The organism is Pseudonocardia lutea, assembly GCF_042658055.1.
GTDB lineage: Bacteria > Actinomycetota > Actinomycetes > Mycobacteriales > Pseudonocardiaceae > Pseudonocardia > Pseudonocardia lutea.
Window position 1 is genome coordinate 1 of record NZ_JBHSQK010000010.1, and the last position, 15704, is coordinate 15704.

A 15704-nucleotide genomic window follows, 5' to 3' on the forward strand; every position below is an offset into this window, starting at 1 on the left:
CCCGCCGACCATGAAGAAGGCGAACGACGTGACCATGTACAGGATCGAGATGTCCTTGGGGTCCGTCGTCCGGAGCATCTTCAGGAACGTGGAACCCTTACCCGTCCGACGCGCCGGGTAAGGGCGCGTCGTGATCGGCTTGGGCGCGACGGCTGTCACTGTGCCTCCTGCACTGGACCTCGCTGAACCTCGCTGGCTCAAAGGTGGTGGGCCAGGTCCGGACTCTATCTCCCGCCAACCGGACCGCACGTCCTCGGGCTGCGCCGAGGGGGGAGCGGGCACGGTTCGCACGGGCATTGTGCTCTACGGAGGGTAGAACGACCAACCGCGGGGGTCCACGTGGGGAGCGGCACCTCCCCCGACGGTGGGGTCACGGGTCCCGCACCTCGAGCTCCACCGCGGCGACCGTCCCCTCCGCCAGCCCCTCGGCGCGGCGCACGGCCTTCTTGACCGGCAGGACGTACGTGCCGCGGGCGGAGTCGGGGAAGATCGACGTCCGCCAGCTCGTGGCGCCGAGGCGCACCGCGACCGGGACCGAGCCGAAGCCGGCCGCGGGCGGCGCCTGCTCGCGGATCTCCTCGGCGATCTCCGGCGGCAGGCTCACGAAGGTCCAGCTGTCCTGCCGGCGGGCCTCCCACAGCCACAGCTGGGTGCGGAAGGCGTAGCTCCTCGGGGCGGTCACGGCGGCAGCATGCCCCGGGCCCCCGACAATTCCGGGCGTGACGTTGAACGCCGGGCCCGGGCTCGCCGTGGCCGCCGCCCTCGCGGTCCTGCTCGCCGCCGCGATCGCCCTGCTGGCCCGGCTGGGGACGGCCCGGGCGGCCGCGCTGGCGTCGGTGCGCGCGGTGGTCCAGCTCGGTGCGGTGTCGCTGCTGATCGGCGTCGTGGTGCGGTCGCTGGGGACCAGCGCGCTGTTCGTGCTGCTGATGGTCGCCGTGGCGACCTTCACCTCCGCGCGCCGCCTCACCCGGCACCCGAGCGGCTGGTGGGTGGGGGTGCCGATCGCGGCCGGCCCGCTGCCCGTCGTCGCGCTGCTCGTGGTGGGCGGTGTGGTGCCCGCCACCGGGCTCGCCGTGATCCCGACGGCGGGGATCCTCATCGGCGGCGCCATGACGGCGACCTCCCTGGCGGGCAGGCGGATGCGCGACGAGCTGACCGCGCGGCGGGGCGAGGTGGAGGCCGCCCTGTCCCTGGGCCTGCTCCCCCGCGACGCCAACGTCGAGATCGCGCGGCCGAGCGCCGCGCAGGCGCTGGTCCCCGCGCTCGACCAGACCCGGACCGTCGGGCTCGTCACGCTGCCGGGTGCCTACGTCGGGATGCTGCTCGGGGGCGCCTCCCCGATCCAGGCCGGTGCGGTGCAGTTGCTCGTACTGGTACTGCTGCTGGCCGTGGAGACGGTGGCCGTCGCCCTGACCGTCGAGCTGGTCTGCCGGGGCCTGGTACGGACCTGAGGCCGCCCGCGCCACACCCACCCTCGCCCGGCACATCCGCCCGGGCCGGGACACGCCCGCGCCGCGGCACACCCACCGAGGCCCGGCCCACGCGCCGGAGCCCGGCACCCTCGCGAGACCCGTCGCACATCCGCCCGCGCCCGGCACACCGCGCCCGCGCGCGCCAGACCCCGCGGGGACGCGTCGCACACCCGCGAGGTCAGCCGGACACCCCGTCGACGGCCTGCACCGCGCCCCGACGGGTGTGGCGCACTTCTGGCCGGAGCTCCGTGGAGCTCGGCCCTGCGTCGTGCGGGCGCCGCGGCCGTCGCCCGGCTGCGGGCAGGCCTCGAATGCCGCACACCCGGCCGGGCGTACTACACCTCGTCGACGACGTGTGCGAGCGACCTGGCAGGTGTGCGAGGCGGCCAGAACAGGTGTGGGAGGTCCGACCGGATGTGCCGAGCCCGGAAGGGTGTGCGCGCGGCCCGGAGCCACCCGCTACCGCCGAAGCCACCACCGCGCCGGAGCCACCACCGCGCCGGAGCCACCACCGTGCGCCGCCGCCACCTCCTGCGCCGACCACCTTTTGCCCCGGAGCCACCACCGTGCGCAGCAGCCACCCCTGCGCCGACACCCTTTGCGACGGAGCCACCCCTGCGCCGAGCTACTCCCCTGCGCCGAGCTACTCCCCTGCGCCGAGCTACTCCCCTGCGCCGAGCTACTCCCCTGCACTCGAGCTACCCCTCCGCGAGCGGCCCCTCACGCACGGGCAGGCGGGGCGGGGCTCGCCGACATCCTCACTGTCAGGGGTGCATCGGGAGGAAGAGGTCCGCGAAGATCTCGGGGGCCGCGGCGGGGCTCGGCGGGTCGGTGACGATGTAGAACTCCGTGCCGAAGCCCATCGCGAAGATCGGGTCCGGCATCGCGAGCATGAAGTGCTCGGGGCTCATCTGGCTGGCGTGCACCCGCATCGAGGCCCGCTTCTGCTCCGCGAAGTCCACGGCCTCGACCCGGTGCGTGATCTCCGCCTCGGGCTTGCCGAAGGTCGGCGGCGGGATCGTGTCGTCCGGGGCGTCCCAGCCCTCGGGGATCTCCCCGGCTGCCTGCAGCCCGCGCATGCCGCGCAGCAGCCAGTCCCGGTTGATCGTGTTCTGCGCGACGACGGGGACCCCGGCCAGCTCCGCCGCCCGCTTCCCCACCCGGTGCACCTGGATGTGGTCGGGGTGGCCGTAGCTGCCGTTGTCGTCGTAGGTGGTGAGGACGTCCGGCTCCTCCTCGTCGAGGATCACCGCCAGCCGCCGCGCGGCGTGCTCGACGCCGGCCTGCCAGAAGCAGTAGGGGGCGTCGTTCGTCGGCTCGCCCATCATCCCGGAGTCGACGTAGCCCAGGAACTCCACGCGCGCGGCGCCGAGGACCTTGGCCGACTCGAAGCACTCCGCGGAGCGCCGCACGGCGAGCTGCTCGCCCTCGGCCAGCACGCCGGGAACGGGTTCGCCCAGCTCACCACGGGTCGCGAAGACCAGCACCACGCGGTGCCCGGCCTTCGCGGCCTTGGCGAGCGTCCCGGCGGTGGTGATCGACTCGTCGTCGGGATGGGCGTGAAAACTGACGATGGTCCCCACGACGGGCGACCCTACCGCGCGGGCCGACGCGCGCCGCACGGTGGAACCACAATGCGCATTCCCCGACCCTTTCAGCGCATTATGGTTCCTCAACGCGGGAAATGGGCGCAGACGTGCGCATTATGGTTCCGTAATGCGTCAGCAGAGGACGGCGGTCAGGGCGGGGGCGATGTCGGCCAGCCGGTGCACCGGCTGGTAGCTGCCGCCCCCCTTCGCGGCGAGGGCCCGCGCCGCCTTCTCCGCGTCCTCGTCCGGCAACGGGCAGAGCACGTGCAGCCGGTCGATGCCGCCGAGGGCGGTGAGCGGGTCGTCGCCCGAGGTGTGCAGGCAGTCCGACAGCAGCACGACCATCCGCTCGTCGGCCACCGCGCCCGCCAGCTGCACCGACGCCTCGCGCAGCGCCGCCGCGACGTCCGTGGTGCCGTGCCCACGCAGCGCGACCAGCTCGCCGATCAGCTCGTCCGGCGGGCGGCGCACGCCCTGCCGCTGCAGGGTGCGCACCTGAGAGCCGAAGGCCAGCACGCCGGGCTCGAGCTTGCCCGAGCCCGACTCCGACGCCAGCACCCCGCCCGCCGCGGACACCGCCGCGAGCGCCACGGCCAGCCCCTGCATCGACCCCGAGATGTCGACGACGAGCGACACCGCCCGGCGGTGCGCCGTCCAGCCCCGGGTGACGATCTCGTCCGGCCGCGGCCGCCGGCTCGCCGTCGGCTGCCAGTTGTCGAGCGTGCGGTCCAGGTCGAGGTCGCCGTCGCCACCCTTGGCCGGGGCGATCTTCCGGGTGCCGCGCGCCTTGGCCGGCCCGACCTTGCCGAGCTGGATGAACACCCGGCCCGCGAGCTTGCGCGCCTGGGCCCGCAGCGTCGCGTCCGTGGCCACGGCGAGGTCGGCGAGCAGCGCCGCGGCCTGCTCGGGGTTCTCGGCGAGGGCGGCGTCGAACGCCGCCTCGTCGAGCTGCCCGACCTCCGGGGAGATCTCCTCGAACTGCTCGTGCCGCGAGCCCAGCTCGCCGCGGCCCATCGTCCGCTGCCCACGGCTGGGCGAGGGCTTGTCCCGGCCGGACTGGCCCCCCGATCCCGGAGGAGGGGGGCCGTCAGCTTTTCCCGGGTCGGACTCCTCACGGTCCGCCGGCTCGGGAGCGTCCTCGGGCCAGAGCCGCTCCAGCAGCTCGTCGATCACGGCCTCCGGGGTCCGGTCCAGCCCGTCGGCGACCTTGATGCGGCCGGACAGGGCGGCGTGCGCCGCGTCCCGCGCGGTCTCGCGGGCGGGCTTGTCCTCCCCGCGCAGCTGCGCGAGCCCGGTGAGCACGTGCGCGAGGTCGATCGCGCCGCGCACCGAGGAGCCCATCCGCAGGTCCCGGTGTTCACGGGTCGCCCGGGTGAGGCCGACGGCGAGCTCGTTCACCCAGCCGTCCACGCCGCTGACCGAGCTCGTGATCGCCCGCTCCGCGTCCTCCGACTGGTAGCCGAGCACGACCCGGCACATCCGGTCGGCGATGGCCTGGCTGACCCGGGCGGTCCCGATCGCGTCGAACGGGTTCATCGCCGCGATCAGCCGGAAGCCCGGCCCGGCGGTCACGGTCCCGAGCCGCGGCACCGCGATCTCGCCCTCGGTGAGCACGGTGATCAGGACGTTGAGCGTCTCCTCGGGGACCCGGTTGAGCTCCTCGAGGTAGAGCAGCCCGCCCTCGCGCATGGCGGTGAGCAGCGGGCCGTCGACGAAGCTCGCGGGCAGGTAGCCCTCGTTCAGCACCTGGGCCGGGTCGAACGCGCCGACCAGCCGGGCCGGGGTGAGCTCGGCGTTGCCCTCCACGAACACGACGTGCTGCCCGGCCTCGCGCGCGATCGACCGCAACAGGGTGGACTTGCCCGTGCCGGGCGGCCCTTCGAGCACGACGTGCCGGCCGGTCGCCAGGGCGACCGTGAGCACCTCGCGCTCACGACGGAGTCCGACGACGGGCGTCGGAGGGGCGGTCGTCACGAATACCTCCTACGAAGGGGCGGCACCGGCGCCTACCCCGACTCATTGGTAGCAAATCGCCGTGACACACGGGAGAGGGTGATCTTCTACGCGTCGTTGACGGCGTGTGATCTCGCTGTAGAGTTCGACCACCCGAACAGGCACAGGAGCCCGGTTCATGAGCGAACTCTTCAACGCTGCGGAGTACCTGACCGAAAGCCGGGTGTCGGCGGGCGACGGCGCCCGCACCGCGGTCCACCACCCGCGGGGCACCCTCACCTACGCCGAGCTCGCCGCCGAGGTCCGCCGGGTCGCCGGCGGGCTGGCCGGGATCGGCGTGCGGCCCGAGGAGCGGGTCGTGCTCTGCATGGCGGACGACGTCGAGCTGTTCACCGGGATCCTCGCCACGATGTACCTCGGCGCGGTCGCCGTGCCGTGCTCCACGATGCTCACCGGGGCCGAGCTCAGCACGCTCGTCGTCGACTCCCGGGCCCGTGTGCTGATCGGCAGCCACCAGTTCACCGAGGCCGTGCACAGTGCCGCGGCGAACGCCCCCGACCTGCGGCATCTCGTCCTGGCCGGCGCCGACCCGGTGGCCCCCGCGCCCGGGATCACCGCACTCACCTGGGAGCAGATGCTCGCCGCCGGCGCGCCCCTGGAGTCCGTGGCCGCGACCTGGGACGAGTCGCCCGCGCTGTGGCTCTACACCTCCGGCACCACCGGCAGGCCCAAGGGGGCGATGCACCGGCACGCCGACATCCGGTACGTCGCCGAGACCTACGCGCGGCAGGTCCTCGGGATCCGGCCGGACGACGTGTGCCTGTCCGTGGCCAAGCTGTTCTTCGCCTACGGCATCGGCAACTCGATGTTCTTCCCGCTCTCGGTCGGCGCCTCCGCCGTCCTCGAGCCCGCGCGCCCGACCCCGGACCTCATCGCGGGCGACGCGCGGAAGTACGGCGCGACCCTGCTGTTCGGCGTGCCCAGCTTCTGGGGTCCGCTGCTCGCGAGCGACGTGCCCGACGACGCCCTCGCCGGCGTCCGGCAGGGCGTGTCGGCCGGCGAGACCCTGCCGGCCCGGATGTTCACCGGCATCCGGGACCGCTTCGGCGTGGAGATCCTCGACGGCATCGGCTCCACCGAGGCGCTGCACATCTTCATCTCCAACCGGCCCGGCGCCGTCGTCCCGGGCAGCTCGGGCTTCCCCGTGCCGGGCTACGAGATCGAGCTGCGCCGCACGGACGGCTCGGTGATCAGCGGGACCGGCGAGTCCGGGATGCTGTGGATCTCCGGGGACTCGATCTGCACCGGCTACTGGTGCCGCACCGCGGTGAACCGGCAGGTCTTCCAGGGTGAGTGGATGCGGACCGGGGACCAGTACGTGCGCAACGACGACGGCAGCCTCACCTGCCTCGGCCGCACGGACGACGTGCTCAAGGTCGGCGGGATCTGGGTCGCGCCGGCCGAGGTCGAGTCCCGGTTGCTGGAGCACCCCGCGCTGGCCGAGGCCGTCGTCGTCGGGATCCCGGACGCCGACGGCCTGGACAAGCCCGTGGCCTACGTCGTGCCGCGGGCGGGTGCGGTGGTCGACCCGGACGAGGTGGTGGCCTTCTGCAAGGCGGGCCTGGCCTCGTTCAAGCGGCCGCGGGCGGTGATCGTGGTCGACGAGCTGCCCAAGACCGCGACCGGGAAGGTGCAGCGCTACCGGCTGCGGCAGCGCCACTCCGCGGGCCACCCCGTCACGGCGTAGCGCTGCACGGCGCCCCGCACGCCGACGGTGCGGGGCCCTCGGGTCAGCGGCGGCGCACGAGGACCGCGAGCAGCACGCAGCCGACGCGGAGCAGCACGCCGTGCGCGATCCGCAGCGCCGGCGGCAGGAGGAACTGAGGCAGGAACAGCACCGTCGCCGCGGCGAACGGGAGAGGGAGCGGAGCCCGCTCATGGTCAAGAGCGCTGCTCCCAGAATCCTCAGTAGAACTCCACGGTGTCGACGACGTTGCGCAGCGGCCGGCCGTCGAGCAGGCGGGAGGCGTTGTCCGCGAACAGCTCCGCGATCCGGCGGTCCTCCTGCCGATCGAGCGTGGCGGTGTGCGGGCTGAGCAGCACGTTCTCCAGGTCCCACAGCGGACTCGCGGGGTCGAGCGGCTCCTCCGCGACGACGTCGAGCGCGGCGTAGCCGATCCGCCCGTCGCGCAGCGCCTCGACCAGGGCGGGTTCGTCGATCACCGACCCGCGACCCACGTTGACCAGCGTGCAGCCGGGCTTCACCGCGGCGAGGACCTCCGCGTCGACCATCCGCTCGGTGGCGGCCGTGGCGGGCAGCGTCACGACGATCCCGTCCACCCGCCCCACCACGGCGGCGAGGTCCGCGGGGTGCACCAGCTCGTCGACGCCCTCGGGGGGCGGCCCCGGCCGGCGCGCGGTCCCGATCACCCGGCACCCGAAGGGGCCCAACCGGCGCACCACCTCGCGCCCGATCCCGCCGAGGCCCAGCACCAGGACCGTGTGGTCGGCGAGGTGACCCATGAACCAGCGTGGGCCCCACTCGTGCGCACGCTGCCCGGCCTGCAGGCGCGGCAGGGTCTTCGCCCCCGCGAGCAGCCCGAACAGCGCGAACTCGGCGAGCGGTCCACCGTGGACGCCCGCCGTCGTCGTGAAGACGACCCGGCCCAGCTGCGCCGCGGTCAGCCCGGCCGCACGGACGGTCGCCCCTCCCCCGGCCGCCATCGTCTGCACCCAGCGCAGCCGCGGGTTGGCGGCGACGGTCCGGGCGAGCGCGGCGGCGTCGTGCTCGCCGGGGATGCCGTAGAGCGCGTCGGCGGAGTCGAGCAGCTCCTCGAACCGGCGCTGCTGCTCCGGCGTGCGGTGCCACGCCGGGTCACCGCTGTGGTCCGAGGGCCAGCGCATCGGCGGCAGCAGCCCGTGGTCGCGGACGAGGGTCAGGCGGGGTTCCCGTTCCTCGACGAGCCGGCACAGCTCCTCGTCGAGCGGGGTGGCCAGGACGACGCGCACGCACCGACCCTGCCGGACGGCGGCTTGACCCGGCGACATCGGCCCCCGACGATCACGCCATGACGCTGCTGCCCGGGGTGCGGTCCGCCACCGTCGACACCGACCGCCTCCGCATGCACCTGCTGGAGGCGGGGCCCGAGGACGGCGAGCCGCTGGTCCTGCTGCACGGCAACCTCTCCACCGGGCGCTTCTACGAGCACCTCATGCCGCGACTCGGCGAGCGGTACCGGGTGCTCGCGCCGGACATGCGCGGGTTCGGCGACACCGAGCCGAAGGCGCTCGACGCCACCCGCGGACTCGGCGACTGGGCCGACGACACCGCCGCCCTGCTGCGCGCGCTCGGGATCGAGCGGCCGCCGCACCTCGTCGGCTGGTCGACGGCCGGGGCGGCGATCGCGGCGTTCGCGAAGGACCGCCCCGTCGCCTCGCTGACCTTCCTGGACCCGGTGTCCCCCTACGGCTACGGCGGCGCCCGCGCCGACGGCAGCCCCGTCACCCCGGACGTCGCCGGCTCCGGCGGCGGCTCGGCCAACCCCGAGGTCGTCGCGCGGCTCGCGGCGAAGGACGCCTCGGACGAGAGCCCCTTCTCCATCCGCAACGTCATACGGGCGCTGTACTGGTCGCCGACCTTCCAGCTCCCGTCGGACCGCGAGGACGTGCTGGTCGCGGAGGTGCTCAAGACCCTCGTCGGCGACGACGGCTACCCCGGCGACCAGGTGCCCTCCCCGAACTGGCCGGGGGTCGCGCCCGGCACGCGCGGGATCCTCAACGCGCTCTCGCCCAAGTACTGCCGGTGGGCGGACCTCGTCGACCTCGACCCCAAGCCGCCGGTGCTGTGGACGCACGGCAGCGCGGACCTCGTGGTCGCCGACGCGTCGCCGCTGGACTTCGGCGTGCTCGGCGCGAGCGGTGCGGTGCCGGGATGGCCCGGCGAGGAGGCGTTCCCGGCGCAGCCGATGGTCGCGCAGATCCGGGAGGTGCTCGACGCGTACGCCGCCGCGGGCGGCCGGGTGACCGTCGAGGTCTTCGAGGGCAGCGGGCACGGCCCGCACGTCGACGCCGCGGACCGGTGGACCGAGGTGCTGCTCGCCTTCCTCGCCGACGTCTGAGTACGACGATCGGGTGAACCACCGTCGGAGTCCGGTCGGCCCGCCCGATGGAGGGGCGTGAGCGGACCGCAGGGACCCACGAGCCGGGTCGAGCCCGATCCCGGGCTCGACCTGCTCGCCCTGTACGACGCCGCGCTGCCCGAGGTCTACGGCTACCTGCTGGCCCGCTGCGGCCGCCGGGCGCTCGCCGAGGACCTCACGGCGGAGGTGTTCCTGGCCGCCGTCGCCGCGTGCCGCTCCGGCACCCCGCGGGTCAGCACGGCGTGGCTGGTCGGGATCGCGCGGCACAAGCTCGTCGACCACTGGCGGTCGTTGGAGATCCGGGACCGCGCGCTGCGGGTGCTGGACGCACCCGAGGTCGAGGACCCCTGGGAGGCCGAGCTCGACGCGCTGCTCGCCCGCGAGGTCCTCGACGCGCAGGCGCCGCAGCACCGGGCCGCCCTGACCCTGCGCTACCTCGACGGGCTCCCGGTCCCCGAGGTCGCCCGGGTGCTGGGCCGGACCGTGCACGCCACCGAGGCCCTGCTCGCCCGGGCCCGGGCGGCGTTCCGCCGCAGCTACGCCGCTCACACCGACAGTCCCGAGAGTCCGGACCGGCGCGCGGGAGGAGGCCCGGCATGACCGATCCGCTGGACGTCCTCCGCGAGCCGATCCGGCCCGTGCCTCCCGACCCGGGGTTCGCCGCGCGGCTGCGCGAGCACCTCGAACGGCTGGTGCTCGGGACCGGTCCCGAGAGCGAGGAGCCCACCATGACCACCACCGACGCGCCCGCGACGACGACCGAGGCCGCCGCGGTGCCGTTGCCCACCCTGACCCCGTACCTCGCGGTGCCCGACGCCGCGGCCGCGGTCGACTTCTATGTCGAGGTGTTCGGCGCGCTCCGGCGCGGGGAGCCGATCGTCATGCCGGACGGGCGGATCGGGCACGCCGAGATCGCCCTCGGCGACTCGGTCGTGATGCTGGCCGAGGAGTTCCCCGAGCTGGGCCTGCGGGCCCCGGAGCCGGGCGCGGTGTCGGTGTCCCTACGGCTCGAGGTCGCCGATCCCGACGCCGTGGTGGCGCGGGCGGTCGCCCGGGGGGCCCGCATCGAGCGCCCGGTGACCGACTCGCCCTACGGGCGCGGCGGCGTCGTCGTCGACCCCGCCGGGCACCGCTGGATGGTCTCCCGAGGGTGAGAGCCCGACCGGGTGCAGTATGGATCCACAACGCTCGGGAGAACTCACCCCGGCAGCAGGGACTCCACCACGTCGGCGGCGGCCCGGGCGCCACCCTCCGCCCGGACCTCGGCGCGCAGGGCGGCGCAACGGGCCGCCACCTCCGGCGAGCCGGTGAGCTCGAGCAACGCCTGCCGCAGCCGCTCGGGCGTGGCCTCCTCCCGCGGGACGTGCCGGCCGACCCCGAGGGCCTCCAGCAGCGCCGCGTTGCCGAACTGGTCCACGGCCTGGGGCACCGCGATCATCGGGACGCCCTGGTAGAGCCCCTCCGAGCAGCCGCCGGAGCCGGCGTGCGTCACGAACGCGCGCGCCCGGCCCAGCGCGCCGAACTGCGGCACCCAGCGGTGGATCTCGACGCCCGGGGGCACCGGGCCGATCTCCTCGGGCGACACGTGCGCCCCCACGGCGACCACCACCCGCCAGCCGAGCGGCGCGAAGGCCTCGACGCAGGCCCGGTAGAAGTCCGGCCGCCGGGTGTAGTTCGAGCCCAGCGAGACCAGCACCATCGGCTCCTCGCTCGCCGGCCACTCCTCGCGCCGCCGGTCCAGCGCCGGGCCGACGAAGCTGTACACGCGCTCGTCGACCCGGTCCGCGTGCGGCTGCATGACGCGCGGGATCTCCACCAGGCAGCGCGGCGGCCGTCCGGCGAACTCGTCCGGGGTGAGCGCGATGCCGAGCCCGTCGAGCCAGGCCTGGAACCGCCGCTGGTAGGCGGCGTGTTGCGCGGTGTCGCGGAAGGTGAGCGCCTCGGCCATGTCCTCCTCGAACCCCTCCCACGCCACCATGGACGGGGAGAGCTGGACCAGCGGCAGGCACCACCGGGCGGCGAGCGCGCGGCCCGGCCAGCCGCCGATGTCGTAGAGCACCAGCTCGGGCGGGTCGCCCGCCAGGGCCTTCTCGAGCTGCGGGTACACGTGCTCCGCCTCGTCGAGGAAGAGCGACATGCCGGCGACCGGATCCTCCGGCCAGGCCTCGCCCCGCGACTCGTCGGGCACCCGTGAGTCGACGACGAGCGGGACCGCGCCGGCCGCCGCGACGGTCGCGGCGAACGACCCGGGGATGGCCCAGGACACGCGGTGGCCGCGCTCGGCCAGCTCGGCGACGACGCCCAGGTGCGGGTTGGTGTGGCCGTGCGCACCGACGCCGGCCATGAGGAGGTGGGACACGGGGACTCCAGGAGCTCTCGACGGGATCGACGGGCATGCCGACGACCCCGCGCGGGAGGCGGGGTCGTCGCCGGGCCGGTCAGCCGTAGAGCTGCTGGATCACGCGGGGGACGCTAGCGGCGACGCCGCCGGCTCACCACGGGATTACGCCGCTGCGGTCCCGGTAGGAGCCCGTCGGCCCGTCCGGCCCGACCTGGGCCAGCTCCACGATCGCGTCCGTCCCCTCGGTCACGGTCTGGTACCCGCTGTGCCCGTTGAGGTCCGTGGCGGTGTAGCCGGGGTCGGCGGCGTTGACCCGGAACCGCGGCAGCGCCCGGGCGTACTGCGTCGTGATCATGTTCAGCGCGGACTTCGAGGACGGGTAGGTCAGCGCGACGATCCGCGACTCGACCCGCGCCGGGTCCGCGGTGAGGGTCAGCGAGCCCACCCCGCTGGACACCATCACGATCCGCGGCGCCGCCGAACGGTCGAGCAGCGGAAGGAAGGCGCGGGTCACCCGGACCGGCCCGAAGACGTTGGTCTCGAAGACCTCCCGCATGGCGTCGGCGCCGGTCTCCCGCGGCGCCACCCGCGGGCCGGTGATGCCGGCGTTGTTCACCAGGACGTCGAGCCGGCCGTGGCGCTCCTCGACCTCCTTCGCGGCCGCCGCCACCGACTCGTCGGAGGTGACGTCGATCGGCAGCACCTCCACGCGGCCCCCGAGCTCGGCCGCGGCCGCGGCCCCGCGCCCGGGGTCCCGCGCGCCCAGCAGCACGGTCCAGCCCAGTGCGGCGAGCCGGCGCACCGTCTCGCGACCCAGCCCCTTGTTCGCCCCGGTGACCAGGGCGATCGTGTTCTCGCTCATCACCCCAGCGTGCGCCGCGGGTCCGGGCGCGACCAGGTCCGGCGGATCGTGGGACCCGCGGTACCAGGCTGCGCGGACCCCCGAGCGGCATGCTGGGCGCGTGGACCGGACCGAACTGGGCAGGACCCTGCGCGCCTGGCGTGAGCGGCTGCGCCCCGCCGACCTCGGCCTGCCCGCCGGCACCCGCCGCCGCACACCCGGGCTGCGCCGCGAGGAGGTCGCCCAGGTCGCCGGCATCTCCGTCGACTACCTGACGCGGCTGGAGCAGGGTCGCGGCCCGCACCCGTCCGACGCCGTGCTGGGCGCGCTGGGCCGGGCGCTGCGGCTGTCCACGGACGAGCGGGACCACCTCTTCACACTCGGCGGGGTACGCCCGCCGGCGCCGGGCACCATCTCGGCCGAACCCCGGCCGAGCCTGCTGCGGCTGATGGACCGGCTCACCGACCTGCCGGCGCTGCTGCTCAACGCCCGCACGGACGTCCTGGCCTGGAACGCCATGGCGGCCGCCCTGCTCGGCGACATGTCGGCGCTGCCCCTCGCGCAGCGCAACGTCGCCCTGCAGGCGTTCGTCGGACCCGGCAACCGGCTGGCGGCGGACGACCCCGCCGAGCGCGATCGGCTCGACCGGGCCCTCGTCTCGGACCTGCGGGGCTCCTTCGGCCGCTACCCCGACGACCCGGGGCTGAAGCGGCTGATCGCGACCCTGGAGCAGGGCAGCGAGCGGTTCGCCCGGATGTGGGCGGAGCGGTCGGTGCGGGTGCGGCACGGCGACCGCAAGCGGATCGTGCACCCGCAGCTCGGGGTGCTCACCCTGGACTGCGACACCCTGCACGACGCCTTCGACGACCAGATGCTGCTCGTGTACTCGGCCGCCCCGGGCACGCCGGAGGCCGAGGCGCTCGCCCTGCTGCGCGTCCTCGGGATCGAGCCGGACGGCGGGACGAACGGGCCGTCGGACGGGCAGCCGGACCGGGAGTCCGACCGGCGCGTCACGCCGACCGATCAGCTCACCGATCGCCCGATCCGGTGAAATCGCTGGCTACGATTTGCGCGTGAGCTTGCTGCGGGATCTGCGCGCCGCCGTCGTCGAGTGGAAAGCCCACCGCTTCCTCCGCCGCCTGATGGAGACGGTCGGCCGTCCCGGGCTCCGGGCGGTCGCGGCCGAACCGGGGCTCGCCGCCGTCGTCGACCAGCACGCGGCGGCCGTGCGGGACATCGTGCGGGACGGGATGCGCCGCAGCGGAGGCGGCGCCGTCGCGACCCTCGCGCCGGCCCGGACCACCACGGGCGGTGCCGTGCGGCTGGCGGCCTACGCCCGCTCCGTGCTGGACGAGCAGCGCCGCAGCGGGGCGACGATCGCGTTGCCGCAGAACGGGATCTGGCGCCCGCGGGACTGGGCGACGCTGCGCCTCATCGCCGTGTGCCAGCTCGCCTCGCGCGGCGCGGTCTGAGGGTCTGGTGGATCGCCGGCGGTGAGCTCGGTGATCCGGGCGGCTCCTGGCGAGGCGGAGCCGGTCGTCATCCCGGGTGACTTCGGATCCGGCGACAACCCCGCCAGGGAGCGCTCGGGCGCCCGCGATCGCCGCGGAGGATTCACCAGTCGCCCTCTCGTCCCCCGGGCTCGCCGGCACCGGGTCCGCACCTCCATGTCGTGCCGCGGCGGAGAACCCGCCGCTCGACGAGGAGGAGGGCGCGGTGGTCGCCGCGGCCTCGTACCCGGTGGCCGTCGGTCGGGCCGTCACAGCAGGGGTTCCCGGTCGTCCTCACCCGTCGGTGGGTCCACACCTGGCCCTTCGGTCGGGTCGACGTGCTCCGCCAGGAGCGCGTCGATGTCGTCGAGCACCCCGCCCCCGGGAGCCTTCCGCGCCCCGACCGGTCGCGAGCCCGTCGCTCCCTCGGCCCGGCGCCGCCAGGCGGCTGCCCGGCCGCTCACCGCACACCCGCGTGGGCGCGCAGCAGGGTCGGGTCCGCGCCCCGCTCACCGAGTTGTCCGTCCCCGGTCATGCGCTCCCTCTCCAGCCTGTGACTACCTGACGCCGGGGCGAGGCCCGGCGCCTGTCGTGCGTACAGCGCATCACGGAACGCAGGCGGCTGGTAGTGGAGCATCACGTCGTCGCCCGGCACCTCGTCGCCCGGCACCTCGTCGCCCGGCACCTCGTCGCCCGGCACGTTGTGGCCCGGCACGCAGATCACGGACGAGCAGCCTCCACGCCGGCAGGGAGAGCAGGGAGTCGGCGGCGTGGGTCCGGGCGCGTGGCCCTTCGCGTGGTCGGTGAAACTGACCTCGACGCCCCTCCGGACGCGCAGTGTGCCGCCGACCGGGAGTGGTTCGGGCACCAGGACCCCGCTCCGGGTCCGTGATCATCGGATGTGGACGGAAACGGCCGGAAAGCGACCTCCCCGGTCCACAACCGACGATCACGACGCTGCACGAGCGGTGAGGGTGAGGAGACCGCGCAGGACGGCGCCGGCACCGCGATCCGACCCACCCGAGGCGGACGGGACCGGCCCGGAGCTGCGGCTGACCGGGAACCCCCGGAGCTGCGCTGACCGGGAACCCCCCGGAGCTGCGGCGGACCGAAGCCGCCCCGAGCTGCGGCTGACCGAAGCCGCCCCGGAGCTGCGGCGGACCGAAGCCGCCCCGGAGCTGCGGCGGACCGAAGCCGCCCCGGAGCTGCGGCGGACCGAAGCCGCCCCGGAGCTGCGGCGGACCGAAGCCGCCCCGGAGCTGCGGCGGACCGAAGCCGCCCCGGAGCTGCGGCGGACCGAAGCCGCCCCGGAGCTGCGGCGGACCGAAGCCGCCCCGGAGCTGCGGCGGACCGAAGCCGCCCCGGAGCTGCGGCGGACCGAAGCCGCCCCGGAGCTGCGGCGGACCGAAGCCGCCCCGGAGCTGCGGCGGACCGAAGCCGCCCCGGAGCTGCGGCGGACCGAAGCCGCCCCGGAGCTGCGGCGGACCGAAGCCGCCCCGGAGCTGCGGCGGACCGAAGCCGCCCCGGAGCTGCGGCGGACCGAAGCCGCCCCGGAGCTGCGGCGGACCGAAGCCGCCCCGGAGCTGCGGCGGACCGGAGCTGCCCCGGAGCTGCGGCTGACCGGCCGCGGAGCCCCCGTCGCCGCACCGCCGAGATCGCCGATTGCGGAGCAGAACCGCGATCAGCGCGGAACCCGGCCCCCGACAGGCGCTCAAGGGCTCGCTCCTCGACTGCGGCGCACCCGCCGCCTCGAACGCGGGTGCCCCACACTCGGCCTCCTCGGAGCACAAGATCACCAGGTGTGGACCGCGGCGATCGAAATCCGGCCCTTGCCGTCCACTGCCGGTGATCATGACCGCTGGCGGGCCAGTCGTGAGGC

14 protein-coding genes are annotated in these 15704 nt (G+C 75.1%); 7 read left to right on the forward strand and 7 right to left on the reverse strand.

What is annotated here, in order from left to right:
• Window positions 1-370: 370 nt before the first annotated feature.
• Window positions 371-682, reverse strand: coding sequence for a DUF1905 domain-containing protein (locus ACFQH9_RS05485; protein ID WP_379564787.1), 312 nt, complete (start codon window positions 680-682; stop codon window positions 371-373).
• 28 nt (window positions 683-710) lie between these two features.
• Here ACFQH9_RS05485 and ACFQH9_RS05490 point away from each other — a divergent pair, with 28 nt between their 5' ends.
• Window positions 711-1451 carry an ABC transporter permease gene (locus tag ACFQH9_RS05490; protein WP_379564948.1) on the forward strand — a complete coding sequence of 247 codons (741 nt, stop codon included), beginning with the start codon at window positions 711-713 and terminating at the stop codon, window positions 1449-1451.
• A 785-nt stretch (window positions 1452-2236) separates the two neighbouring features.
• Here the strand turns inward: ACFQH9_RS05490 and ACFQH9_RS05495 are convergent.
• Both ACFQH9_RS05495 and ACFQH9_RS05500 read right to left on the reverse strand, forming a co-directional pair.
• A complete protein-coding gene (locus tag ACFQH9_RS05495) occupies window positions 2237-3055 on the reverse strand; it encodes a PIG-L family deacetylase (RefSeq protein WP_379564788.1) in 819 nt (272 codons plus the stop codon).
• A gap of 138 nt (window positions 3056-3193) precedes the next feature.
• Window positions 3194-5035 carry an AAA family ATPase gene (locus tag ACFQH9_RS05500; RefSeq protein ID WP_379564789.1) on the reverse strand — a complete coding sequence of 614 codons (1842 nt, stop codon included), beginning with the start codon at window positions 5033-5035 and terminating at the stop codon, window positions 3194-3196.
• Window positions 5036-5192: 157 nt separating this feature from the next.
• Between ACFQH9_RS05500 and ACFQH9_RS05505 the strand changes: the two genes are divergently transcribed.
• Window positions 5193-6761, forward strand: coding sequence for a benzoate-CoA ligase family protein (locus ACFQH9_RS05505; RefSeq protein ID WP_379564790.1), 1569 nt, complete (start codon window positions 5193-5195; stop codon window positions 6759-6761).
• Window positions 6762-6979: 218 nt separating this feature from the next.
• On the opposite strand, the gene ACFQH9_RS05510 is transcribed toward ACFQH9_RS05505, so the two are convergent.
• A complete protein-coding gene (locus ACFQH9_RS05510; protein ID WP_379564791.1) occupies window positions 6980-8023 on the reverse strand; it encodes a D-2-hydroxyacid dehydrogenase in 1044 nt (347 codons plus the stop codon).
• Between the two features lie 59 nt (window positions 8024-8082).
• Between ACFQH9_RS05510 and ACFQH9_RS05515 the strand changes: the two genes are divergently transcribed.
• The 3 genes from ACFQH9_RS05515 to ACFQH9_RS05525 are packed head-to-tail and all read left to right on the forward strand — an operon-like array spanning window position 8083 to window position 10307.
• Window positions 8083-9132, forward strand: coding sequence for an alpha/beta fold hydrolase (locus ACFQH9_RS05515; protein WP_379564792.1), 1050 nt, complete (start codon window positions 8083-8085; stop codon window positions 9130-9132).
• Window positions 9133-9189: 57 nt separating this feature from the next.
• Window positions 9190-9753: an RNA polymerase sigma factor gene (locus tag ACFQH9_RS05520; RefSeq protein WP_379564793.1), complete on the forward strand. Its 564-nt coding sequence runs from the start codon at window positions 9190-9192 to the stop codon at window positions 9751-9753.
• Window positions 9750-10307, forward strand: coding sequence for a VOC family protein (locus ACFQH9_RS05525; RefSeq protein ID WP_379564794.1), 558 nt, complete (start codon window positions 9750-9752; stop codon window positions 10305-10307). The genes ACFQH9_RS05520 and ACFQH9_RS05525 overlap by 4 nt, the downstream gene beginning before the upstream one ends.
• 44 nt (window positions 10308-10351) lie before the next feature.
• On the opposite strand, the gene ACFQH9_RS05530 is transcribed toward ACFQH9_RS05525, so the two are convergent.
• Window positions 10352-11512, reverse strand: coding sequence for a macrolide family glycosyltransferase (locus tag ACFQH9_RS05530; protein ID WP_379564795.1), 1161 nt, complete (start codon window positions 11510-11512; stop codon window positions 10352-10354).
• 133 nt (window positions 11513-11645) lie between these two features.
• Window positions 11646-12356, reverse strand: coding sequence for an SDR family oxidoreductase (locus ACFQH9_RS05535; protein WP_379564796.1), 711 nt, complete (start codon window positions 12354-12356; stop codon window positions 11646-11648).
• Window positions 12357-12456: 100 nt separating this feature from the next.
• Here ACFQH9_RS05535 and ACFQH9_RS05540 point away from each other — a divergent pair, with 100 nt between their 5' ends.
• Together ACFQH9_RS05540 and ACFQH9_RS05545 are read left to right on the forward strand one after the other, a co-directional pair.
• Window positions 12457-13386: a helix-turn-helix transcriptional regulator gene (locus tag ACFQH9_RS05540; protein WP_379564797.1), complete on the forward strand. Its 930-nt coding sequence runs from the start codon at window positions 12457-12459 to the stop codon at window positions 13384-13386.
• A gap of 22 nt (window positions 13387-13408) precedes the next feature.
• Window positions 13409-13807 (forward strand): DUF6401 family natural product biosynthesis protein, encoded by a 399-nt coding sequence (locus ACFQH9_RS05545; RefSeq protein WP_379564798.1) that lies wholly within the window; start codon window positions 13409-13411, stop codon window positions 13805-13807.
• Between the two features lie 478 nt (window positions 13808-14285).
• On the opposite strand, the gene ACFQH9_RS05550 is transcribed toward ACFQH9_RS05545, so the two are convergent.
• The gene (locus ACFQH9_RS05550; RefSeq protein WP_379564799.1) at window positions 14286-14549 is read right to left on the reverse strand and encodes a hypothetical protein; all 264 of its coding nucleotides are present in this window, start codon (window positions 14547-14549) and stop codon (window positions 14286-14288) included.
• Window positions 14550-15704: the final 1155 nt, after the last annotated feature.

Coding starts and splice junctions, on each gene's coding strand:
- ACFQH9_RS05515 (WP_379564792.1), top strand. CDS start 8,083: ATGACGCTGCTGCCCGGGGTGCGGTCCGCCACCGTCGACACCGACCGC.
- ACFQH9_RS05505 (WP_379564790.1), top strand. CDS start 5,193: ATGAGCGAACTCTTCAACGCTGCGGAGTACCTGACCGAAAGCCGGGTG.
- ACFQH9_RS05535 (WP_379564796.1), bottom strand. CDS start 12,356: ATGAGCGAGAACACGATCGCCCTGGTCACCGGGGCGAACAAGGGGCTG.
- ACFQH9_RS05525 (WP_379564794.1), top strand. CDS start 9,750: ATGACCGATCCGCTGGACGTCCTCCGCGAGCCGATCCGGCCCGTGCCT.